General features: G+C 65.9%; 22 protein-coding genes. 9 read left to right on the plus strand and 13 right to left on the minus strand.

Features of this window, described 5'->3' with window-relative positions; all coding sequences use genetic code 11:
• The first annotated feature begins 37 nt into the window (after positions 1–37).
• Positions 38–481: a DoxX family protein gene (locus tag ACO2TI_RS05085; RefSeq protein WP_423282416.1), complete on the plus strand. Its 444-nt coding sequence runs from the start codon at positions 38–40 to the stop codon at positions 479–481.
• 35 nt (positions 482–516) lie between these two features.
• Complete coding sequence (locus ACO2TI_RS05090; protein ID WP_423282418.1) at positions 517–1,305, plus strand: alpha/beta fold hydrolase; 789 nt, start codon at positions 517–519, stop codon at positions 1,303–1,305.
• A 389-nt stretch (positions 1,306–1,694) separates the two neighbouring features.
• Here ACO2TI_RS05090 and ACO2TI_RS05095 read toward each other — a convergent pair whose 3' ends face one another.
• Positions 1,695–2,105, minus strand: a complete 411-nt coding sequence (locus ACO2TI_RS05095) for an Atu4866 domain-containing protein (protein WP_423282420.1) — start codon at positions 2,103–2,105, stop codon at positions 1,695–1,697.
• 285 nt (positions 2,106–2,390) lie between these two features.
• Here ACO2TI_RS05095 and ACO2TI_RS05100 point away from each other — a divergent pair, with 285 nt between their 5' ends.
• On the plus strand, positions 2,391–3,029 hold the full coding sequence (locus tag ACO2TI_RS05100; RefSeq protein ID WP_423282421.1) for an AraC family transcriptional regulator: 639 nt from the start codon (positions 2,391–2,393) through the stop codon (positions 3,027–3,029).
• A gap of 113 nt (positions 3,030–3,142) precedes the next feature.
• A complete protein-coding gene (locus tag ACO2TI_RS05105) occupies positions 3,143–4,108 on the plus strand; it encodes an AraC family transcriptional regulator N-terminal domain-containing protein (RefSeq protein WP_423282423.1) in 966 nt (321 codons plus the stop codon).
• A gap of 57 nt (positions 4,109–4,165) precedes the next feature.
• Here ACO2TI_RS05105 and ACO2TI_RS05110 read toward each other — a convergent pair whose 3' ends face one another.
• Positions 4,166–5,002, minus strand: coding sequence for an oxidoreductase (locus ACO2TI_RS05110; RefSeq protein ID WP_423282425.1), 837 nt, complete (start codon positions 5,000–5,002; stop codon positions 4,166–4,168).
• Positions 5,003–5,268: 266 nt separating this feature from the next.
• Here ACO2TI_RS05110 and ACO2TI_RS05115 point away from each other — a divergent pair, with 266 nt between their 5' ends.
• From ACO2TI_RS05115 to ACO2TI_RS05125, 3 genes are all read left to right on the plus strand, one after another.
• Positions 5,269–6,174, plus strand: a complete 906-nt coding sequence (locus tag ACO2TI_RS05115) for a helix-turn-helix domain-containing protein (RefSeq protein ID WP_423282426.1) — start codon at positions 5,269–5,271, stop codon at positions 6,172–6,174.
• Between the two features lie 157 nt (positions 6,175–6,331).
• Positions 6,332–7,078, plus strand: a complete 747-nt coding sequence (locus tag ACO2TI_RS05120) for an SDR family oxidoreductase (RefSeq protein ID WP_423282428.1) — start codon at positions 6,332–6,334, stop codon at positions 7,076–7,078.
• Positions 7,079–7,173: 95 nt separating this feature from the next.
• Positions 7,174–7,731: a flavin reductase family protein gene (locus ACO2TI_RS05125; protein ID WP_423282430.1), complete on the plus strand. Its 558-nt coding sequence runs from the start codon at positions 7,174–7,176 to the stop codon at positions 7,729–7,731.
• 42 nt (positions 7,732–7,773) lie between these two features.
• On the opposite strand, the gene wrbA is transcribed toward ACO2TI_RS05125, so the two are convergent.
• The 3 genes from wrbA to ACO2TI_RS05140 form a co-directional block, all read right to left on the minus strand.
• On the minus strand, positions 7,774–8,376 hold the full coding sequence (gene wrbA, locus ACO2TI_RS05130; protein WP_423282431.1) for an NAD(P)H:quinone oxidoreductase: 603 nt from the start codon (positions 8,374–8,376) through the stop codon (positions 7,774–7,776).
• A 34-nt stretch (positions 8,377–8,410) separates the two neighbouring features.
• Entirely contained in the window at positions 8,411–9,163 is a 753-nt protein-coding gene (locus tag ACO2TI_RS05135) for a DNA-binding response regulator (protein ID WP_423282432.1), read from the minus strand.
• Positions 9,164–9,289: 126 nt separating this feature from the next.
• Positions 9,290–9,952 carry a response regulator gene (locus tag ACO2TI_RS05140; RefSeq protein ID WP_423282434.1) on the minus strand — a complete coding sequence of 221 codons (663 nt, stop codon included), beginning with the start codon at positions 9,950–9,952 and terminating at the stop codon, positions 9,290–9,292.
• 56 nt (positions 9,953–10,008) lie between these two features.
• Between ACO2TI_RS05140 and ACO2TI_RS05145 the strand changes: the two genes are divergently transcribed.
• Positions 10,009–10,374, plus strand: a complete 366-nt coding sequence (locus tag ACO2TI_RS05145; protein ID WP_423282435.1) for a hypothetical protein — start codon at positions 10,009–10,011, stop codon at positions 10,372–10,374.
• On the opposite strand, the gene ACO2TI_RS05150 is transcribed toward ACO2TI_RS05145, so the two are convergent.
• The 7 genes from ACO2TI_RS05150 to ACO2TI_RS05180 all read right to left on the minus strand — a co-directional run bounded on the left by ACO2TI_RS05150 (position 10,308) and on the right by ACO2TI_RS05180 (position 18,565).
• Positions 10,308–13,385 (minus strand): two-component regulator propeller domain-containing protein, encoded by a 3,078-nt coding sequence (locus ACO2TI_RS05150; RefSeq protein WP_423282437.1) that lies wholly within the window; start codon positions 13,383–13,385, stop codon positions 10,308–10,310. The two genes, ACO2TI_RS05145 and ACO2TI_RS05150, sit on opposite strands and share 67 nt — an antisense overlap.
• A gap of 131 nt (positions 13,386–13,516) precedes the next feature.
• Positions 13,517–13,978 (minus strand): carboxymuconolactone decarboxylase family protein, encoded by a 462-nt coding sequence (locus ACO2TI_RS05155; protein WP_423282438.1) that lies wholly within the window; start codon positions 13,976–13,978, stop codon positions 13,517–13,519.
• Positions 13,876–14,328, minus strand: a complete 453-nt coding sequence (locus ACO2TI_RS05160; RefSeq protein ID WP_423282439.1) for a carboxymuconolactone decarboxylase family protein — start codon at positions 14,326–14,328, stop codon at positions 13,876–13,878. Before ACO2TI_RS05160 ends, ACO2TI_RS05155 begins: the two co-directional genes overlap by 103 nt.
• A 61-nt stretch (positions 14,329–14,389) precedes the next feature.
• Positions 14,390–15,427: a LysR family transcriptional regulator gene (locus ACO2TI_RS05165; protein ID WP_423282440.1), complete on the minus strand. Its 1,038-nt coding sequence runs from the start codon at positions 15,425–15,427 to the stop codon at positions 14,390–14,392.
• Positions 15,393–17,615, minus strand: a complete 2,223-nt coding sequence (locus ACO2TI_RS05170) for a copper-transporting P-type ATPase (protein WP_423282441.1) — start codon at positions 17,613–17,615, stop codon at positions 15,393–15,395. Before ACO2TI_RS05170 ends, ACO2TI_RS05165 begins: the two co-directional genes overlap by 35 nt.
• 55 nt (positions 17,616–17,670) lie before the next feature.
• A complete protein-coding gene (locus ACO2TI_RS05175) occupies positions 17,671–18,336 on the minus strand; it encodes a methyltransferase family protein (protein ID WP_423282442.1) in 666 nt (221 codons plus the stop codon).
• The gene (locus ACO2TI_RS05180) at positions 18,317–18,565 is read right to left on the minus strand and encodes a DUF2933 domain-containing protein (RefSeq protein WP_423282443.1); all 249 of its coding nucleotides are present in this window, start codon (positions 18,563–18,565) and stop codon (positions 18,317–18,319) included. The genes ACO2TI_RS05175 and ACO2TI_RS05180 overlap by 20 nt, the downstream gene beginning before the upstream one ends.
• Before the next feature lie 133 nt (positions 18,566–18,698).
• Between ACO2TI_RS05180 and ACO2TI_RS05185 the strand changes: the two genes are divergently transcribed.
• Positions 18,699–19,001 carry a DUF5676 family membrane protein gene (locus ACO2TI_RS05185; protein ID WP_423282444.1) on the plus strand — a complete coding sequence of 101 codons (303 nt, stop codon included), beginning with the start codon at positions 18,699–18,701 and terminating at the stop codon, positions 18,999–19,001.
• A gap of 34 nt (positions 19,002–19,035) precedes the next feature.
• Here the strand turns inward: ACO2TI_RS05185 and ACO2TI_RS05190 are convergent, their stop codons facing one another.
• Entirely contained in the window at positions 19,036–20,163 is a 1,128-nt protein-coding gene (locus tag ACO2TI_RS05190; protein WP_423282445.1) for an acyltransferase family protein, read from the minus strand.
• Between the last annotated feature and the right edge of the window lie 47 nt (positions 20,164–20,210).

Raw genomic sequence — 20,210 nt, forward strand, 5'->3', positions numbered from 1 at the left:
GAAGCTCTTCATCACTATCGATCACCAGGAGTTCACCATGCAACCTACCAACATCTCATCCGCCTCGAAGACCGCCGCTGCCCTGTCGCTGACCGGTCGCATCCTCATCGCAGCCATCTTCTTGGTCAGCGGCTTCGGAAAGCTCATGGCCCCGAGCGGCACCATCGGCTACATCGCCTCGGTCGGCCTGCCCCTGCCCGAACTGGCCTACGCCGGTGCACTGGCTGCCGAACTGGGCGGTGGCCTGCTGCTCGTCGCCGGCTATCGGACTCGCTGGGTCGCCGCGGCGCTGGCGGTGTTCTCGGTCGTCTCGGCGGTCATCTTCCACAACGCCCTGGGCGATCAGAACCAGCTGTTCCACTTCCTGAAGAACATCGCGATGGCAGGCGGCCTGCTGCAGTACGTCGCCTCTGGCGGCGGTGCATTCAGCCTGGATGAGCGCCAAGTGCGGTCGTCCATCGTCATGCAAACCGCTCGCTGAGCACCTGTCGCGCTCCGCCTCGGAAGAAGTCCGCCATGTACACCCTCAAAGACTTCATCCGCCTACTCGTGATCGTGGGCGGCATCGCGGCCCTCTTCGCCAATGCCTCGCCGAGGCATTCGGAGACCACCGCGGAGAACGGCCGGATCAACAACGTCGTGCTTGTCCACGGCGCCTCCGTGGATGGTTCGTACTGGGAGCCCGTGTATCGCCAGCTCACGGCGAAGGGCTATCAAGTCACCATCGCACAGGAGCCACTGACCGGCTTCAACGCGGATGTGGCCGCTGCGCGGCGTGCGCTATCGCTGCAGCAGGGCCCGGTGGTCCTCGTGGGTCACAGCTACGGCGGCGCCATCATCTCTGCGGTCGGCAACGATCCGAATGTCAAGGCGCTCGTCTACGTCGCCGCGCACGCACCGGATGCAGGCGAGAGCGTCGCTGACCTCAACGGCAAGTTCCCGATGGACAGCCTGAAGCACGTCGCCGTCACCGCAGACGGATACATCCACTTCCAGCGCGACAAGTGGCACGAGTCCATCGCCGCCGACACACCGAAAGAGTACGCCGACTTTGCCGCGGCCAGCCAGGTTCTCTCGAGCGCCGATGCGTTCGGGGCAAAGATCCCGGACGCGGCATGGCGGAGCAAGCCGACGTACGCCATCGTCGCGACTGACGACAAGATCGTCAGCCCGGACCTGCAGCGCTTCATGTACCAGCGTGCCAAGGCTCGTACCGTGGAAGTGAAGGCCAGCCATTCGGTGCTCGTATCGCAACCTCGCGCGGTCGCCGACCTCATCATGGAAGCCACCAAGGTGAAGCCGTAATGCCTGCGCGTGATCGCGGGAGCAGGTGGCGAGACGGGGGATCGACACGATGATCCCCCGTCTTCGACTGCAAGTGGCGGAGCAATCCGCCGCGCCTCACGCGGCAGCAGGATTCGATTCGACGAGCTGCTTGTGCAGGCCGTAGAAGTCGAAGTACGAGTCTGCGCGAATGATTCTTCCGTCCTTCAGCTGATAGACCACGACGGAGCATGACGACGTTCGCCTCAGCGCGCTGCAAGAGCAACGCCGGATTCTCAATCGCCTTCGCGCCGAGGGCTCGATCGACGAGGACGCGTTCCACATTCTCGAAGAAGAGCTCGACTGGTCGGAGCTGAGCGCAGGGGCGTCCAAGGCGACTCGCATCGCGCGCGCAGCGGGACAACTGAAGGCTACTTCGGCTCGCGGTACAGGACCATGCCGGCGTGGTAGAGGATGTCGTCGCGAAACTCACCGTCTGCGGTGAACCCCGTGTCATCGACATAGTCGATGCGGTCTCCGGTCACTCGATAGCGACCCTGATACGCGCTCGCCTTCTTGCCGCGAGCCTCGTCGTAGCGACCATCGGGCAGGAGTTCGTGGCGGATGTAGCCATCAGCGGTGACCCACATGCCGACATACGGGTGCGTGAAGGCTTGCGCTGGCGTGCGCTGTGCTGAGATGCTCATGTTCACTCCTTCGATTGGCTGCGTTGTCGTGATCGCCTGGCCGGCGGCCAGGGCCGTCGCTGGCTTGACCCACATCGCGGCCGAGGCGACGGCAACCAGGACGGTGATTCCGTAGACAGCGGTCTGTCGCGTCATGTCGTTTCTCCTTTCGGCACAAGCGACCTGCCGGTCACGATGGTGGATCCGATAGAAGAAGGTCTAGGAAGCCGCTGCAGCCTTCGTTGGCCGGTTAGACCTTTGAAATTGCCCGATCCTGCAAAGCGAGTCAGGCCGCTCGCGCAGAGGCCCAACGCGGGGAATCGGGCACTTGCTCATTCCTCCGCGATGCTTGCCCGACCCACCTGCGGGGCCTTCTGGTCACGCCATTTCCTTGCGCGTCGGATCTAAGCTGTCGTGATGTCCCCCTAAAGCGCGATTGCCATGTTCCAAGTGCGTCGAGACATGGCCTTGCAGGCGATGCTGCGCAGAGCCGAGCTTGCGGCCTGCATTGAACGGCACGCGCCTCGCGAGGGTGTGTTCCGCACCGCTGTGCCACGGCTGACCGTCGTGCGCACGCATGGCGCCGACAACCCGGTGCATGACGTTGATGAGCCCTGCCTTTGCACGCTCGCTTCAGCCGGCCGGCGGCTGCCTTGGGGGGACGAGATCCATGTGGACGACCCGAGCACCTACCTCATGGTGTCGCAGCATCTTCCCGTGTCCGGCCCCGTGGTCGACGCGTCCGCGCAGCGCCTCTATCTCTCCCTCACGCTGGCCTATGCCACCGAGGAGCTGTCGTCCTTGATGCTCGGGATGGACATCGACCGTGTCGCGAGCCGGCAGGGCACGCCGCAAGCCGTTATCGCTGCCGACGTCCAACCCGATCTTCTGGACGCGATGCTGCGCCTCGCGCGGCTTCTGGACAGCCCGCAGGACATCGACGCGCTCGCCCCGCTGGTCACTCGCGAGATCTTGTACCGCCTGCTCACCGGCCCCTGTGGCGCGCAACTTGCACAGATGACTCTGGCGAACGGTGCCGGCCGTCCCTGCGAATCCGTCTCGCGGTCGCGACCGCCATGAGCCCGCTTCACGCCTCGTCGCACCGCATCGTTCCGATTGCCAAAAGCTGCAGGTTGATCGCCCCATCTGACCGCCGGTCACATACGCCGGCCACACTGACCTAATGTCGAACCATGGCTAGTCAAGACATCGCTCCCACCATCGCGGCGCAGCGTTTTTCCGCGGTACCGAACCTCCCGCCCGCTGACCCCGGCCGGGTTCGGGAACTGGCTGCTCTGGTGGCTCGGCATGCATCACTGGAGGGAACTTGTCCCACTGCGATTCCTCGGTTGCATGCGATCAAGCTATCTGCACCCAGCGAGGAGTTGGTTCACGCATTGCATCCGCCGGCGATTTGCGTCATCGCGCAGGGTGCCAAGCGAGTCATGCTGCGCGACGAGGTGTACAGCTACGATGCGTCTCGGTTCCTTGTCTTCACGACCGACCTGCCAATCAGTGCTCAGGTCACGCACGCGAAGTTCAACGAGCCTTACCTCTGCTTCCGCCTTGACCTCGATCCGACGGAAGTCTCTGAACTGGTGTTGCAGCTGGGCGCGCCGCTGGCACGTCGTTGCGGCACTTCTCGGGGTCTCTTCCTGAGCGACGTCACGGATGGCATGCTCGACGCCGCTATCCGGCTCATGCGCTTGCTCGATGCTCCGGAAGATGCATCGACGCTGGCCCCGCTGGCGGCTCGTGAGCTCGTGTATCGGATTCTGCGCAGCGAGCAGGGCGAGCGCCTGGCGCAAGTCGCACGCGCTGACAGCCATGGGAAGCGAGTCATGCGGGCCGTCTCGTGGCTCAAGTCCAACTTCGCCGAGTCGCTGAAGATCGACGACCTTGCGCGCGAGTGCTGCATGAGCACGTCGTCGCTGCACCATCACTTTCGTGCCGTCACCGCGATGAGCCCACTGCAATTCCAGAAGCAGCTGCGCCTTCAAGAGGCGCGTCGCCTGCTTCTCAGCGAAGGCATGGAAGTTTCGAAGGCCGGCTACACCGTCGGCTACGAGAGTGCCTCGCAGTTCAGCCGCGAGTACAGCAGGCTCTTTGGCGTGCCACCGTCGAAAGACGCATCGCGTCTTCGCGATGCTGTCGTGTGAGCGGGACGCACGGCGGACGACTCGAGAGTCGTCCGCCTTGATCGGCCCGTCCGAGCCTTAGTAGTCACCGTCCGTCGTCACCGACAGGGCAGCGAAGGCGTCCACTTCGGCACGCCGGCGTTCGAAGGTGCTGTTGGCGAAGCCCACCGCGTCCGTTCCGGCAACGAAGTGCAACGGAGGTTCGGCCATGGCGGACAGCTCGACGATCACGCGTCCGAGCTTGACGGGGTCACCAGGCTGCTTGTGGTTGTAAGCCTCGTAGGTCGACCGCGAGTGGCTGGACGATTCGGCGTAGTCGGCGATCTGGCGGGAGCCATACTGAACGGACTTCTTGTCGAGGAAGTCGGTACGAAAGAAGCCGGGCTCCACGATGGTGACGTTGATGCCGAACGACGCGACCTCCATGGCCAAGGATTCAGAGAAGCCCTCCACGGCGAACTTCGCAGCGCAGTAGATCGATGCGCCGTCGAAGCCCATGAAGCCGCCCACGGAGGACAGGTTCAGGATGTGTCCGCGGCGCTGTCGACGCATCACCGGCAGAACCGCGCGGGTCACGTGCATCAGGCCGAAGACGTTGGTCTGGAACTGGCGCTCGACGTCCTCCGAAGCGATCTCTTCGAACAGCCCGAGCTGCCCGTAGCCGGCGTTGTTGACCAGCACGTCGATGCTGCCGAAGCGCTCCCGGGCGGCCTCCACGGCGCGGACGGCGTCTCGCTCGCGCGTCGCATCAAGCGGCAGGCAGATCACCTGATCGCCATAGGCACCATAGATTTGCTGGAGCTGCTCGGCGTTGCGACCGGTCGCGACAACCCGGTCACCGGCCGTCAGCGCCGCCTTTGCGATCTGCTCGCCGATGCCGCGACCAGTCCCCGTGATGAACCAGACCTTGCTCATGTGAGTCTCCACGTTGCGGCGCGCATGTCACGCCGGTTGAACATGAACTCATCGTAGGAACAGGACGGCGCCGGCTCGTGCTCGTTCCTGGAGAGCTCTTGCCCAAATCGCCAACGCAGTTCGGCTGATCAGGCAAGACTCGCGCTGGGATCGGCCAGGCCCTGCGGGGCTTCCTCCCTAGACTCACCTACAAGCCGCTGGCGCAAGGGCGTATCGAGCGCCACCCCAGACCACACCACAAGAGACCACTGCAGGACGGTGACCCCATGGACGATGGACTTAGCACCGCAGAGGCGCTGGACGAGCGTGTCCCCGGAGACCTGATCGCGACCAGCAAGGGCAGCCCATGGCGAGATCTCTTCGTCCAGATGTTCACGCGACGCTCGGTCCAGGACAGCCTGCTCATCCCCGCCGTGCCGGAGCCGCTCATCGTCTGGGTGGTTTCCGGCGCTGCACGCGTCGAGGAACGGGAGCTGGGAGGCGAGTGGATGGCCAACGAGGTTCGCGAAGGCGACTTCTTCCTCCAGACATCGCCGCGGCCTTGCGAGCTCAGGTGGCGCACGCTGACGCAGGAGCCCTTCCGCGTGATGCACGTGTACTTCGGCCTTCCGCTGATGCGTCGTGCCGGCATCGACGTGCACGGGTCGGACGCACAGCCACCTCGCCTGAGGGAGGTTTCCGGAGGGACGGACGCGATCATCACGGGCCAGATGAGCATTCTTCGCGATGAGCTGCTTGAACGCCGAGCACCCAGCACGATGCTCGTTCAAGGCCTGGCAAGCAGCTTGGCGGTTCATCTGGTCAGAAGCTATGCCAGCGACAGCCAGGAGCAGCGCGCGCCGCATGGCGGCCTTCCGGCTTTCAAGATCCATCGCGTGCTCGCGGCGATGCAAGAACATATCGACCAAGAGCTGGACCTCAGCCGCCTTGCCCGAGCAGTGCAGCTGAGCGACTCGCACTTCTCTCGATCATTCAAGAAGAGCACCGGGTTCTCTCCTTCCCAGTACCTCACCAGGCTGCGGATGGAGCGCGCGCGGCGCCTCCTGCGCGAGACGCAGTTGCCTGTCGTGGAGATCGGTCTGGAAGTCGGATACGCCAGCCCGAGCCACTTCGCCCAGGTCTTTCGCAAGGAAGTGGGCGTGCTCCCCAGCGATTACCGCAACACCCGTTGAGCAAGCCGCGTAGCCGACAGCAAAACTTCGATATCGGGAGCAAATCCGCAAGCGACCGAGCAGACGCCGATGAGAACCATGACACCCGTGGCAGCGACAGGACTCTTCCGAGCTGCAACTGCCGCGCAATCCAACTCAACTCCCTGAAGGAACTGTCATGGAACTCAATGGAAAGATCGCTCTGGTCACCGGTGCCTCGAGTGGCATTGGCGCAGCAACGGCGCTGAAGCTGGCCGCCGCAGGCGCGAAGGTCGGTCTGGCGGCCCGCCGCATCGACCGCCTCAACCAACTGGTCGACCAGATCAAGACCGCCGGAGGCGATGCCATCGCCATCAAAATGGACGTCGTCGATCAGGCGTCCGTGGAGGCTGGCGTCTCGAAGCTCGTTCAGACCTACGGTGGCCTGGACATCGTGTTCAACAATGCCGGCCTGATGCCCATTTCGGACGTCGAGACCCTCAAGGTTGACGAGTGGCACCGCATGGTGGACGTCAACGTCAAGGGCCTGATGAACAGCACCGCTGCGACGCTGCCCCACCTCATCAAGCGCGGCTGCGGCCACATCGTCAATACCTCTTCCATCGCAGGTCGCAAGGTGTTCCCGGGCCTGGCGGTCTACTGCGCCACCAAGCACGCTGTCACCGCCTTCACCGAAGGTCTGCGCCTCGAGGTCGGCAAGAAGCACAACATTCGCGTGACGAGCATCCAGCCGGGCGCAGTCGCGACGGAGCTGTTCAACCACATCTCCGACAAGGGCTATCGCGACCAGATGGAAGGCCTGCGCGAGCAGATGTCCTTCCTGAGCGGCGACAACATCGCCGACACGGTGCTGTTCGCGCTGCAGGCGCCGGCGCATGTGGACGTCGCTGAGCTGTTCGTTCTTCCGACCGACCAACCCTGGTAATGGCAGGGCGGTGCCGTGGTTCACGGCACCGCCGCATGCCGCGGTAGCGGCAAGCCGTCTTCCAGTACTTCGAGGCCGAGAACGTCGGCCGCATCATGAAGCTCATCACCAAAGCCGATCACGACCTCAGCGAGGTTCGTCGCATCCTGGAGCCCGGCCCGGTCGTCCTCGTGACCTCGAGCCACAAGGGCGAGCGAAACATCATGACCGTGGGCTGGCACATGATGTTGGGTTTCACCCCGGCTCTGTTCGGCTGCTACATCTGGCCCGGCAACCACAGCTACGAGCTGATTCGCAAGAGCCGGCAGTGCGTCATCAACGTGCCGACGCGCGCGCTGCTCGACCAGGTGGTCGGCGTCGGCAATACCACGGGCAAGGACTTCGACAAGTTCGAGCACTTCGGCTTGACGGTCGAGCCGGCGCATCACGTCGAGGCACCCCTCATCGGGGAGGTATACGCCAGCTTCGAGTGCCGGTTGCACGACGGCAGCAAGGTGGGCGCCTACAACCTGTTCATCTGGGAAGTCGTGAAGGCACACGTTGCGCTGGAGCCCGCGCATCCCGAGACCGTCCACTACCTCGGTCGAGGCGAGTTCATGGTCGCGGGAAAGATCGTGAACTGCCGGCACAGGTTCAAGCCGCAGAATCTATGAGGTGACAGCAGCGGGCCCCGCTTCGGACAGGCCTCGAACGACTCAGCCGAACAGCCTGACAGCCGTCTTGGCAACGAGCTCCCCTTGGTGCCGAGCACCTGCGAGATCGATCTCGGTCGGCTGACGTGAGCCGTCTCCCGCGGCGATCGTCGAGGCGCCGTAAGGTGAGCCACCCACGATCTCCGTCACGCTCATCTGACCGGCATGGCTATAGGGCAGACCGACGATGATCATGCCGAAGTGAAGCAGGTTGGCGATGACGGAGAACAGGGTTTGCTCCTGACCGCCATGCTGGGTCGCCGTCGAGGTGAAGGCGGCCCCTACCTTGCCATTGAATGCACCGCGTGCCCACAGTCCACCGGTCTGATCCAGAAACGCTGCCATCTGGGACGACATGCGACCGTATCGGGTGGGTGTGCCGACCACGATGGCGTGGTACTGCTCCAAGTCGGCCACGGTGGCCACCGGCGCGGACTGTTCCAGCTTGAAGTGGGCGTTCTTGGCCACCTGCTCAGGCACAGTCTCCGGCACGCGCTTGATGTCGACCACCGAGGCACCGCCTGCGCGAGCCCCCTCGGCGACAGCGTTCGCCAGCTGTTCAACGTGCCCGTAGGACGAGTAATAAAGAACCAGAATCTTGGCCATGCGGCCCTCCTCGAGGTTGCGACGGAATGCCGCGTTAAAGAATGTGGCGATTGAAGACGGACGCGTCTGCGAGCGGCTGGCGACCGCGGGTCAACGCAGGCGCTGCGGGCCAGCCGCAGACCTCGGTCATCACTCTCTCGTCGCCTGGCCAGGCGTTGGTCTCGATGTCCGTGCCCGACGACACCAGGATGCCCCGCCTCGTGGCCACCGCAACGGCTTGGGTTCGGTTGTTCGTGCCCAGCTTGGAGAAGATGGATCGCGTGTGGGTCTTCACCGTGCCGTCCGATATTCCGAGCGACCGCGCAATCTCCTTGTTCGACATCCCTCGAGACAACAGTTCAAGCAAGGCGACTTCTCGTGTCGTGATGCCGGGCGAGCCCACGTGCTCCGCCATCACCGCCGCTACCGAAGGCGTGATGTGGCGACGCCCCGACCCGACGCGGTGAACGGCATGGTGCAGTTCCTCGGCATTCACCGACAGCATCAGCAGACCTCGCGCGCCGGACTTGATCAGCGTGCGCGCAGCCTGATCGCCGAAGGACGGCGCCACCACGATCACGCGCGGAACGTCGCTGTCCGAGCCTGAGTCGAGAAGCTCCAGTGCGATGCCATGGCTGACCACCAGGACATGGATCCCGCTGTGATCGAACTGCCATGACTCGGTGCGCTGCACTTGCGGCACCAGTTCAAGGTCCTGCCTGGCCGAAAGCATGGCCGTGAGGCCGGCCCTGATGACTTCCGACTCGTGCAGTACGGCCGCCTTGAGGCGCTTGGGCAGTTGCAGCATTCCCGACTCCTCGCTCGGCCACGACGGCGCGTTGGGGATGTCGAGAGTGTCCGAGCGGGTGGTGGCGTTGCCAACGACGCCATCGGGGTGCAGATGAACAACCCGAATGGGGGGGGCAGGTCGTGCCTACAGGTACAGGACGCCTCGTTGAACCGCGATGGCGACGGCATGCGCTCTGTCCGCGGCGCCGAGCTTGCCGAACGCATTCGACATATGTCCCTTCACCGTCTGCTCGGAGATGGCGAGTTCACGGGCAATCTGCTTGTTGGAGCTACCGGCCGCGGCGAGTTTGAGCACCGCGACTTCGCGTTCTGACAGATGCGGCGCGTCGACATGGGCCGCAATCTCGGCGGCAATGTCGGCCGTGATGTAGCGCTTGCCCGCATGCACGGCGCGAATCGCTTCGATCAGCTCCATCTCCAGGCTGCTCTTCAGCAGAAATCCACAAGCGCCGCTCTTCAGTGCTTGCACCGCGAGCACATCCCCGCGATAGGTCGTCAGCACGATGAGCCGGGCGTCGGGCCTGAGGCCGCGAATCTCCCGAAGCACTTCGATCCCGTTGCGATCGGGCAAGTTGACATCCACCACGGTGATGTCCGGTTCATGACGGCGGTACAGCTCGATGGCCTCGGCGGCCGTACGGGCACCGCCGACGAAGCGCAGGTCGGGCGCCGCCTTCACCACGGCTTCGATGCCGCCGAGGATCAGGCTGTGGTCGTCAACAGCCAATATCGAGATCGCTGGAGAGGCCGCTTGGCAGGGCCTGTCGGCCCCCAGAAAGTCATGCATGGCACTGTTCAAGGTTGTATATGCGCGCCTCGATGAGGCACCCCACACTGTGACGCATGGGGTGGTCTGATTCAGCACATGTCGGGCGGCGCGCCGATCTTGGCTTGCTTGCGCTGCGGGCGGTGCTTGCCGGCGCGCAGCTGTGGTCTGCCAGCCATTGGAACGGGCAGCACCTGCTGTGCGCGATGGCGGGTCTGTCGGTGTTGATGATCGCGGCCGGTCTCGCCAACACGGCAGGCTGCCTGACCGGTGCGTTCACGATGTTGTTGGCGGAATTCATGGAGCTCGTTCCCATCCACGCTGCCGGTTTCCTCGCGTTCGCCTTGATCGTCCTGTCGATACTCGGGCCGGGCCGCTATTCCGCCGATGCTCGTTGGCTCGGGCGAAGACGGGTTGTCGTGTCGGTGCGCAGGCGCCGTTGAAGAAAGGGCACCCGCAGCCGGAAAGCCGACACATGGACCGGCAGCGTCAGCAGCAACTCGGTGCCTGTCGGTCCAGACCGGATCTCCAATGCGGCGGCAATGCCGCGCGCACGCTCTTGCATGCCCAGAAGTCCGAAATGCCCAGGGGGACTGCTCGAACTCCCGGTGCCGGCGTCGAAGCCGACCCCATCGTCTTGAACCGACACGCGCAGGCAGTCCGGTTGGTAGCTGATGAGCACCTCGATCTGGCTCGCCCCGGCGTGGCGAAAGGCATTGGTCAGCGCTTCGCGCACGATGGAGAACACCTCGACCATCTGCTCATGTGACAGCGCCAGGACTCGGCCTTCCTTGATGACGCGGTACGAGGGACCGCAATAGGTTCGCCCCAGCTCCTCACACGCATCGGCCACGGCTTCGGCCAGGTTCCCCTTGGAGAGCTTGTCGAGACTGCCCGTGCTGCGCAGATCCACCACGCGGTCGCGGCCTTCGGTGAGCGTCGCACGCGCACTGGCAAGCGCCTGCTCCAACGCGTTCTTGATCGGCGATTCCTTGGGCATCTGCTCGACTGCGGCGCGAACGTGCAGCATGAGGGCGGTCACGCCCTGCAGCACCGTGTCGTGCAGGTCGCGGGCGATGCGCTCACGCTCGATGACCCGGGCTTCCACGCGCGCGCGCACTGCCGCGGTCACGCGGCGCAGTCGCTGGCGATAGGCCAGCGAGACCATGCCCAACGCTGCCATGGCGCACAGGATCGCGAACCAGCCTGTCTGCCAGTAAGCGGGTCGCACGGAGATCCGCACCGAAGCCGTGTCCTTGCCCGTCACACCATCGGCATCCGTGGCGCCGACGCGGAACACATAGTCGCCCGGCGGCAGGTGGGTGTAGAGGGCTTGCCGGCGGGTACCGGCCGAGTGCCAGGCCTTCTCGTAGCCTTCGAGCCTGTATGCGAACTGCGTTCGCTCGGCCTGAGACAGGCTGGTCGCCGTGTAGTCGATCTGGAGGGTGCCGGTATTCGGTGGCAGTCCAACGGCGTCCTCGGGGCTGTAGCGAGTGCCGTCGGCACTGACGCTCTTGATGACCGTCGCCGGCCCTTCGGTGCGAGACGACATCCTCGCGGGATCGACCAGGGCGATGCCGGCCTCGGTCGCCATCCAGATCTTGCCGTCCTCAGCCTCGACGACCGTGGGAATGCGCCGCAGCTGCGACGGTTTCCCGACCAGGCCGTCGCTGTAGTCGTAGCGCCTGATGACCATGCGGTATCCCGGCGACTGGACGGCGCGCTGCCACTGCGCCCGCCGGACATGGATCAAGCCGGAGGCGTCGCCAAGCCACAAGTCGCCTGACCGTGATTCAACGATGCCGGAAATGCCCGAGAGCCCGAGCGCGTCGTCGATCGCGAGTTCCAGCACCTTGCCGCCCTCGGACTGGTAGGCCAGACCGCGGTCACCACCGAACCAAGCATGGGTGTCGCCCGCGAAGATGCTGAGCACATTGCCGATCTGCAGGCCTTCTGCGGCACCCAGTGCCAACCGTCCTCCGTCGCGATCCACCCGCACGGCGCGGCTGTCCGTGTAGCCCAACCAGACCCTGCCCTGGGGATCGGACGTCAGCGAGATGGCGGTCTGGCGCCCGAACTCGCCGAGGGCTTGAGGGACCTCCCATCCGCCACCCGTGCGCTTGAAGACACCTCGGCGCGTCACGGAGAGCCACAGCGCGCCATTCCCGTCTTCGGTGATCGCCTGCACCATATCCAGGCTGGTTCCACCATGCAACGCACCCGCTCCGGCAGGCAGCGGCACCAACTGCTGCCCGTCGGCATCGACCCGCCACAGCTGGTCGGGGGCGGCGACCCACAGTGCACCGCCCGGACTGCGGTAGAGGCTGGTGGCGCGCTTGCCCACCTCGAACTTTCGGGTGGTGCCGGCGCCAAGGCGCAGCAGACCATCCTGGAACGAGGTCATCCAGATGTCACCGCCCGTGGCGGGGGCGATCGCACTGGCGTTTGTATTGACAGGCGGCGCTGCCATCACCAGCTTGCTGCGGCGGAACCTGTCGAGTCCGCCATCGGTTGCAACCCAGACATTGCCCTCACGGTCGGGCAGCACAGCGGTCACCGCCGAACCGCTCAATCCGAACGCCACATCGTAGGCTTCCGCCACCACGTTCGGCCAGTTCGACGCGGCGGCGATCGCAGGCAGCCGCAGCACGCCCGATTCGCCAGGAAGCCACGCATTGCCTTCCTGATCGAACGTGAGAAGTTCGGTGATGGCGGGGTAGGCAAGCTTCAGCTTGGCGCCATCGACCGTGTAGCGGTCCCCCGCCCAGACCAGGCGCTGCAACGCGCCATGATCGCGGTCGAACGCCCAAACCTGGCCGACTCCGTCATCCGTGACGATCGGTCGTCTGCCCAGATCGGCCTCGACACGCGCAAACTCGCTCGTTCCTCGGCGCCGGTAGAAGACGCCGTCCTCGCGGGAATTCCACAGCGTGCCGTCGCGATCGAACGAGACGATGCCCGTAGCGACATCCGAGCGACCGAACTTGGCCACGTGCCAGCGACCACCATCGAACCGTGCGATCCCTCCTGCGAAACCGCCCCAAAGCTCTCCATCCGGTCCGCTCGTGAAGCTCCACGCGGAGCCGCGTGGCACGCCTTCGGCCTGGCCAAAGTGCCGCAGTCGACCGTTCTGAAGAATGCTGACGCCGCCGAATCGGTAGCCGATGATCAGACGACCGCTGGGATCGGCATGGATCCCGGACACATTGTTCGACAGCAGGCGCTGTGCCCCCAGCGTATCGATCTTCTCGAAGCTCAGGCCGTCGAAGCGATACAAGCCGGTCGGTGTTGCCAGCCACAGAAAGCCGTCGGGTGTCTGGGCCATGTTGACGGCCCCGGTCGGCGTGCCCGAACTGGCTCGCCAGGCCGTGTGATGGTAGGGGCGCACCGGCAGGTCGGATCCGACGGCCGTGTTCGGCAATAGGGGCAGCGCCAGCGCGACGAACCACAGCATCACGGCCCGCTTAAGGTCACGATGCCAATCTCGATGAATCAACTTCAGAACTCCGACAACCAGGCTCGCATGCGGTTCCTACTGGGCCATGGCATGCCAGCGCAGCAACCAATGTGCCAGCGCACCCCGTCTCAGTCACTGACTCTGGCGGCCCGCTCCCTCAGCACATCCTGGATTGTCAGGGCGGCGTTGATGGCCCGAGGGAACCCGGCATAGGCTGCGATCTGTATGGTCACCTCGACAAGCTGCTCCTTCGTACCACCGACGTTCAGAAAGCCATGCATATGCACCTTGAGCTGAGGCGTGGCGCAGCCCATCGCCGCGAGCGACGCGACGGTGACCATTTCTCTCAGGTGCAGGCCCAGCCCGTCGCGCGTGTAGATCCGTCCGAAGGCGAAGTCGATGATGAATCGGCCCAGGTCGGGTAGGACGTCCTCGAGCGCCGTGATGACCTTCTCTCCGGCTTCGCCGTCGACGTCCCGCAGCGCGGTCATGCCGGCCTCGTAGGAATCGCCAGGCGGAGATTGCGTGTGCGCGGCCGAGATGCCGCGTTCTTTGAAGGCCTGCCGCAGCACAACTGCCTGGGCGACCATCCTGCGTTGAGCGCACCGGCGACATGGAACCGCAGCTGCGGTTCGAGGCCACCCATTGCAGCCAGTGCGGACAGCGTCACGAGCTGGCGCTGGGCAAGGTCCAGGCCGGGACGCGAGTAGATCTTCCTATAGGCGAAGTCGATCGCGAGCTGCGCCAGATCGGGCGCGCGCCTGCGTCCGGTGCCGATCCGCCTGCCCAAGCTCCTTCTGCGTCTCGCCGGCCTGGAACCTCGCCGGCTCGTCGGGTGACGTGTGCCAGGCTTCGCTGCCCGAGGCGTCGAGGAAGGCCTTCGCGGGCGCGGACTTCTCGTCGTGGGCCTGCACGTGCCACTCGTCAACGCGATCCGCAACCGCTTCGACGAACAACGGCTCGCGGGGATGAAACGCGGCGCGATCCGGTCAACAAGCCTGTCAAGCCGCCAGCGGCCGAGCGCCGCCGTCGGCTCGAACCTCGCCCGACAACGACGCCAGCCCTCCTGCCAAGTGCTCGATCACGCGCCGCAGGCGCAGCGGCATCATCGTGCGGCTCGGGAAGACCACCGTCACGTCATACTGGCCCAGCGCCGCGTCGGGCAGCACGCGAACGAGTTGCCCTTGCGCGATTTCCTGCGCGACGACGAACGCCGGCGCCCGCAGGATCCCCAGGCCCGCGACGGCAAAGCCCTTCAAGGCTTCGGCGCTGTTGGCGCGAACGGCCGGGGGCATGTCGGCATCGCTCGCGACGCGCAGGCCGGTGCTCAGGGGTCGGCCGGAGGGCGCCTCGAGCACCTGGTGATCACGCAGGCTCTCCAGCGTGCCGGGTTCGCCGTGTCGGGCCAGGTAGACCGGCGCGGCCGCCAGCACGACCGGGCTGGTCGCGATGCGGCGTGCGCTGAGCGACGAGTCGCTCAGGCTCGTGGCCACGCGGATCGCCGCGTCGAAGCCCCGCTTGACCGGGTCGACGAGGTGATCGCAGAAGTCGAGGTCGAGCCGCAGGCGCGGATGCCGGGCCTTGAACTCGGTCAGCAGGGGAACGATGTAGCGAGTGCCGAGGGCGACGGGCATCGCGAGGCTCAGCGTGCCGCTCACCTCGCCGCTGGCCTCGCCGCGCAGCATGGACTCGAGCTCGTCCAGTTCGGACAAGGTGCGTGCGGCCGTCACGAGGTAGCGCTGGCCGGCTTCCGTCATCGTCACCCGGCGCGTGGTGCGGTGAAAAAGCCGTGTGCCGACGCGCGCCTCGAGCGCCTGGACCGCACGGGTCACGAAGGGGGGAGCCACGTCGAGGCGACGCGCAGCCTCCGCGAAGTTGCCCGCCTCGGCCACCTTGGTGAAGGCCTTCATTGCTTCGATCGTGTCCATGCGTGCTCCAGCCCGTCTCCTGCCATGGACACGCAGCGTAGACATTCCCATCATGGCAAGGTCAAGCCCGGCGACGTCAGTCGACGCGGACGCTGCGCAGCCGAAGCGCATTGGCGATCACGCTCACCGACGACAGCGCCATCGCGGCGGCCGCGACGGCGGGTGAGAGCAGCAGCCCCGAGAGCGGGTACAGCACGCCGGCGGCGAGCGGGATGCCGGCCACGTTGTAGGCAAAGCTGAGGAACAGGTTCTGGCGGATGTTGCGCATGGTCGCGTGCGACAGCGTGCGCGCCCGCACGATGCCCATCAGATCGCCCTTGAGCAGGGTGACGCCGGCGCTTTCCATCGCCACGTCGGTGCCGGTGCCCATCGCGATGCCGACTTCGGCGGCGGCCAGCGCCGGAGCGTCGTTGACGCCGTCGCCAGCCATCGCGACCACGCGGCCTTCGGACTTCAGCCGCTGCACCACGGCCGCCTTGTCCTCGGGAAAGACTTCGGCCACCACCTCGTCGATGCCGAGTTGACGGCCGACCGCCTCGGCCGTGGTCTTGCCGTCGCCGGTGAGCATCACCACGCGCACGCCGGCCGCCCCGAGAGCCCGCAGCGCCTGGGGTGTGGTCGTCTTGATCGGGTCGGCGATCGCCACGAAGCCGGCCAGGCGCGCGCCGACGCTCACGAAGATGACCGTGGCGGCTTTCTGTCGCTGAAGCTCCGCTGCGGCCGCGAGCGGCGATGCATCGACGGCATGCTCGGCGAGGAACTTGGCGCTGCCCGAGACGACGATGCGGCCGTCGACGGTGCCGATCACGCCCTTGCCCACCGGCGAGTCGAAGTCGCTCACCGCCGAGAGCGCGAGCTGGCGTTCCTGCGCGTCCTTCACGATCGCCATCGCCAGCGGGTGTTCGCTGGAACGCTCGACGCTGGCGAGCTGGCGCAGCACCTCGTCGGCGCCGAAGCCCTCGGTCGACTCGACATGAACCACCTTCGGGCGGCCCTCGGTGAGCGTGCCGGTCTTGTCGACCACCAGCGTGTCGATCTTCTCCATCCGCTCCAGTGCCTCGGCGTCGCGGATCAGAACGCCGTGCTGCGCGCCGCGCCCGACGCCGACCATGATCGACATCGGCGTGGCCAGGCCGAGGGCGCAGGGGCAGGCGATGATGAGCACGGCCACCGCGGTGATGAGCGCGTAGCTGAGCGCGGGCGTCGGTCCCCACGCCAGCCATGCGACGAAGGTCAGTCCCGCGACCAGGATCACCACGGGCACGAACCAGCCGGCCACCTGGTCGGCCATGCGCTGGATGGGCGCGCGGCTGCGCTGCGCGGCGGCGACCATGTGGACGATCTGCGAAAGCAGCGTGTCCGCCCCCACCTTCTCGGCGCGCATCACGAAGCCGCCCGTCTGGTTCATCGTGCCGGCGGTGAGCTTGGAGCCGACGGCCTTGGCCACCGGCATGGGTTCGCCGGTCACCATCGACTCGTCGACGTTGCCCTTGCCGTCGGCCAGCTCGCCGTCCACCGGCACCTTCTCGCCGGGGCGTACGCGCAGCAAGTCGCCCACCTGGATGGCGTCGACCTGCACGGTCTCGTCCGAGCCGTCGGCGTTGACCTTGACGGCGGTCTTGGGCGCCAGTCCGAGCAGCGCCTTGATCGCGCCCGAAGTCTTCTCGCGAGCCCGCAGTTCGAGTACCTGGCCGAGCAGCACCAGCACCGTGATCACCGCGGCGGCCTCGAAATAGACCTGTACCGCACCGTCGGCCAGCCTCAGATCCGACGGAAACAGCCCGGGCGCGAGCGTGCCGACGATGCTGTAGAGCCAGGCAGCGCCGGTGCCCAGCCCGATGAGCGAGAACATGTTCAGGCTGCGGTTGCGCACCGATGCCGCGGCGCGCACGAAGAACGGCCAGCCGGCCCACAGCACGACCGGCGTGCCCAGCAGCAGCTGGATCCAGTTCGACAGCTGCTGGCCCAGCACGTGGTTCAGGTTGCTCACGTGGCCGCCCATCTCCAGCGCGAACACCGGCAGCGTCAGCGCGGTGCCGATCCACAAGCGCCGCGTCATGTCGCGCAGCTCGGCACTCTCGCCCGTATGCGCGCTCGCGACGACCGGCTCCAGCGCCATGCCGCAGATGGGGCAGTGGCCCGGCCCGATCTGGCGCACCTGCGGATGCATCGGGCAGGTGTACTCGACCTGTGCGTCGGGCGGCCGCGCCGGCGGCACCTTTCTTGCGGCGTGATGGTGGCTTGCGTGGTCGCGGTCCGCTGGCTGCGCGGCGTCGTGCTCGGCGTGAGAGCTCGGCATGGCGTTCTCCCGTTCTGGTCCGCAGTGTCGGCCTTGCCGGTTTGTCACCCTGGTTCTAGTGGCTGTCGGCCGCTCTTGCACGGGCGTGCCTGGAGAGTCGGGGAATGAAGCGCGGCGTCACCGCCGCGTAGTCGCGCCATGCCTGTCCGAACGCTGCTTCGGCGTCGCGCTCCTCCGCGATTGCCAGCCGGACGTACATGACCACCAGCACCGGGAACATCCCCAAGGTCAGCAGCGTCGGCCACTGCAGCAGGAAGCCGAACATGATGGCGACGAAGCCGATGTACTGCGGATGTCGGACGCGCTGGTACGGGCCCGAGGTCGCCAGTGCGTGCGCACGCTGCGCGTGATACAGCACATGCCACGCCTTCGACAGCAACGTGAAGCCGGCGACGATGAACGCGAAGCTCAGCAGGTGGAGCACGCTGAAATGCGGGTCGCCGTGGCGGCCGGTCAGCACCCACCAGAGGTGGCCGGCCTCGTGGCCGAAGAGGTTCACGTCCGGATACTTCGAGCCCAGCCAGCCGGACAGCAGATAGATGGTCAGCGGAAAGCCGTACATCTCGGCGAACAGCGCCACGATGAAGGCGCTGTAGGCCCCGAAGCCGCGCCAGTCGCGCAGGTTGAGCGGCTTGAAGAAGCTGTAGGCGAAGCCGATGAAGACGACGGAGTTCAGGACGACCAAGCTCCACAAGCCGTAATCACTGCCGGTGTTGCTCACGGTCTTCGCTCCTGGGGTGGCCGCGAGGAGGGCCACCGCGGTCGTGGCCTCGATGCATGAACGCATGCATCAGCGGGCAGGCCAGGATGACCAGATACGGCAGCGCGCCGAAGAGGTGTGCGGTGTGCTCCGTGACCAGGTAGAAGCCGGCGGCCGCGACGGCGACGAGCAGAGCCCACGCAGCGGATGAGCGCCAGAACGACGGCGGCTCCTGGTGTTCATGGTCCATGGTCAGCTCCTTGGCTCGCTTGTGGGCAAGCTTCACGGCATCCGCACTTGCCTCGATTGATGGCCGTCAAGGCAGCCGTGGCCGTGCGGTCTAGATTCGAAAAGCCGGCGTCACGCCGCTGAGGAGCCACACCATGGGCACGCTCACACTTCCCTCGGCGCCCAGTTCAGTCGCAGCCACCGCGCTTCGCACCGGCATCGCGTTTGCGGCCACCGTGGCGCTCTTCTACGCACTGTGCACCCTGGTCTGGCTGGCCGCACCGGTCGCGTTCATGCGGTTCATGAACAACCTTTTCCACGGCCTCGATTTCACGCCGCTCGTCGCGCAGGCCGCGTTCTCCTGGAGCGGCTTTCTCGCGGCCGCGGTGGTGCTGTCGACCTGGGCGTTCCTGGCCGGCTGCTTCTTCGGGTGGCTGCGTCAGCGCATCGGCGCCTGAGCCGCCGCTGCGCCGCCTTCATCACCCAGACGCATCAGTCGGCCAGCGCCACCGCCTTCGGCCCGGCCCGCTGCAGGCGCGCCCAGCCCGGCCGTTGGTAAAGCCAGCGCAGCCAGGTGTTGCGCAGCGCCCAGAACAGGCACAGCGCGGCCGTGATGCTGAACACCGCGATCGCCAGTCCGCCCCAGCCGTTGTGGACCGGCCATCCGGAGGTCACGGCCCAGTGCGTCACGGCGTTGAGCGGAATGTAGAAGCCGACGTAGATCGCCAGCGAGTGCTGGCCCAGATAGCGCAGCCAGCGCATCCACGGCAGCAGGCTGAACAGTCCGCTGATCGAGATCACCGCGCAGGCGCCGACGAGGCCGAGCGTCAGCGACACCGGCGAAAGCGTCGACCATCCCGTCAGCACCATGCTGGCGTTGAAGACCGCCCACAGCGCCAGGCCGGCGAGGGCCGCGACGCGGTGCGCCTGGACCCATGCCACCAGCTGGAAGAAGCGCGGCGCGAACACGTAGCCGGCATAGAAGAACACGAAGCGCTCGCCGAAGTTCTGCAACTGCTTGATGGGCGCCGAATACTCGCTCAAGTGCAGCGCCGCCGCGAACGCGAACATCGCCCACATCGGCACTCGCCGCGTCAGCTTGGTGAACACGAAGAACACGGCCAGCAGCTGGATGAACCACAGCATTGCGAAGGGCTGGTACAGCCACTTCACGAACTCCGCGGCCAGCGCATCGATCCCGGGGTAGGGCTTAGCGACGGCGCGGATGGTGAAGATGATCACCGTCCAGACGAGGAAGAAGTAGAGGTAGTGGACGACCTTGGTGTCGAGGTAGGAACGCCAGGGACGGTCGATCACGCGTGCCAGGAACAGGCCCGAGATCAGGAAGAAGTCCGGCATCCGGAACGGGCGCGCGAAATCGACCACGTGGTCCAGCCAGTTGGCCGGAGGCAGCGGCTGGCCCAGCCGCAACAGCTCGTGGTGAAGGTCGGTGGCAGCGTAGAAGACGACCACGGCCACCATGCAGATGCCTCTTGCATAGTCGACCCAGCCCAAACGGCCGCCGGCGGCGTCCAAGGGCCCGGAAGACGGCGGGCGGGGCGTGCCAGCAGGCGTTGCCCGGGAGTTGAGCTCTTTCATTTTTCGAACCACGTCAGTCATCGGCTGGCCATGCCAGCGAACAAAGGCCCGCGCGTTGCGCGACGAGC

Source organism: Caldimonas sp. KR1-144, from assembly GCF_049446155.1.
Lineage (GTDB): Bacteria > Pseudomonadota > Gammaproteobacteria > Burkholderiales > Burkholderiaceae_C > Rivibacter.

Bases quoted from the DNA above. Each gene is read 5' to 3' on its own strand.
- ACO2TI_RS05085 (WP_423282416.1), top strand. From the start codon at position 38: ATGCAACCTACCAACATCTCATCCGCCTCGAAGACCGCCGCTGCCCTG.
- ACO2TI_RS05100 (WP_423282421.1), top strand. From the start codon at position 2,391: ATGTTCCAAGTGCGTCGAGACATGGCCTTGCAGGCGATGCTGCGCAGA.
- wrbA (WP_423282431.1), bottom strand. From the start codon at position 8,376: ATGGCCAAGATTCTGGTTCTTTATTACTCGTCCTACGGGCACGTTGAA.
- ACO2TI_RS05150 (WP_423282437.1), bottom strand. From the start codon at position 13,385: ATGCTGTGGTTCGTCGCGCTGGCGCTGCCCCTATTGCCGAACACGGCC.
- ACO2TI_RS05190 (WP_423282445.1), bottom strand. From the start codon at position 20,163: ATGACTGACGTGGTTCGAAAAATGAAAGAGCTCAACTCCCGGGCAACG.
- ACO2TI_RS05140 (WP_423282434.1), bottom strand. From the start codon at position 9,952: ATGCATGACTTTCTGGGGGCCGACAGGCCCTGCCAAGCGGCCTCTCCA.
- ACO2TI_RS05155 (WP_423282438.1), bottom strand. From the start codon at position 13,978: ATGGTCGCCCAGGCAGTTGTGCTGCGGCAGGCCTTCAAAGAACGCGGC.
- ACO2TI_RS05170 (WP_423282441.1), bottom strand. From the start codon at position 17,615: ATGCCGAGCTCTCACGCCGAGCACGACGCCGCGCAGCCAGCGGACCGC.
- ACO2TI_RS05165 (WP_423282440.1), bottom strand. From the start codon at position 15,427: ATGCGCTTCGGCTGCGCAGCGTCCGCGTCGACTGACGTCGCCGGGCTT.
- ACO2TI_RS05135 (WP_423282432.1), bottom strand. From the start codon at position 9,163: ATGCTGCAACTGCCCAAGCGCCTCAAGGCGGCCGTACTGCACGAGTCG.
- ACO2TI_RS05145 (WP_423282435.1), top strand. From the start codon at position 10,009: ATGGGGTGGTCTGATTCAGCACATGTCGGGCGGCGCGCCGATCTTGGC.
- ACO2TI_RS05125 (WP_423282430.1), top strand. From the start codon at position 7,174: ATGAAGCTCATCACCAAAGCCGATCACGACCTCAGCGAGGTTCGTCGC.
- ACO2TI_RS05180 (WP_423282443.1), bottom strand. From the start codon at position 18,565: ATGGACCATGAACACCAGGAGCCGCCGTCGTTCTGGCGCTCATCCGCT.
- ACO2TI_RS05105 (WP_423282423.1), top strand. From the start codon at position 3,143: ATGGCTAGTCAAGACATCGCTCCCACCATCGCGGCGCAGCGTTTTTCC.
- ACO2TI_RS05185 (WP_423282444.1), top strand. From the start codon at position 18,699: ATGGGCACGCTCACACTTCCCTCGGCGCCCAGTTCAGTCGCAGCCACC.
- ACO2TI_RS05090 (WP_423282418.1), top strand. From the start codon at position 517: ATGTACACCCTCAAAGACTTCATCCGCCTACTCGTGATCGTGGGCGGC.
- ACO2TI_RS05120 (WP_423282428.1), top strand. From the start codon at position 6,332: ATGGAACTCAATGGAAAGATCGCTCTGGTCACCGGTGCCTCGAGTGGC.
- ACO2TI_RS05095 (WP_423282420.1), bottom strand. From the start codon at position 2,105: ATGACGCGACAGACCGCTGTCTACGGAATCACCGTCCTGGTTGCCGTC.
- ACO2TI_RS05115 (WP_423282426.1), top strand. From the start codon at position 5,269: ATGGACGATGGACTTAGCACCGCAGAGGCGCTGGACGAGCGTGTCCCC.
- ACO2TI_RS05110 (WP_423282425.1), bottom strand. From the start codon at position 5,002: ATGAGCAAGGTCTGGTTCATCACGGGGACTGGTCGCGGCATCGGCGAG.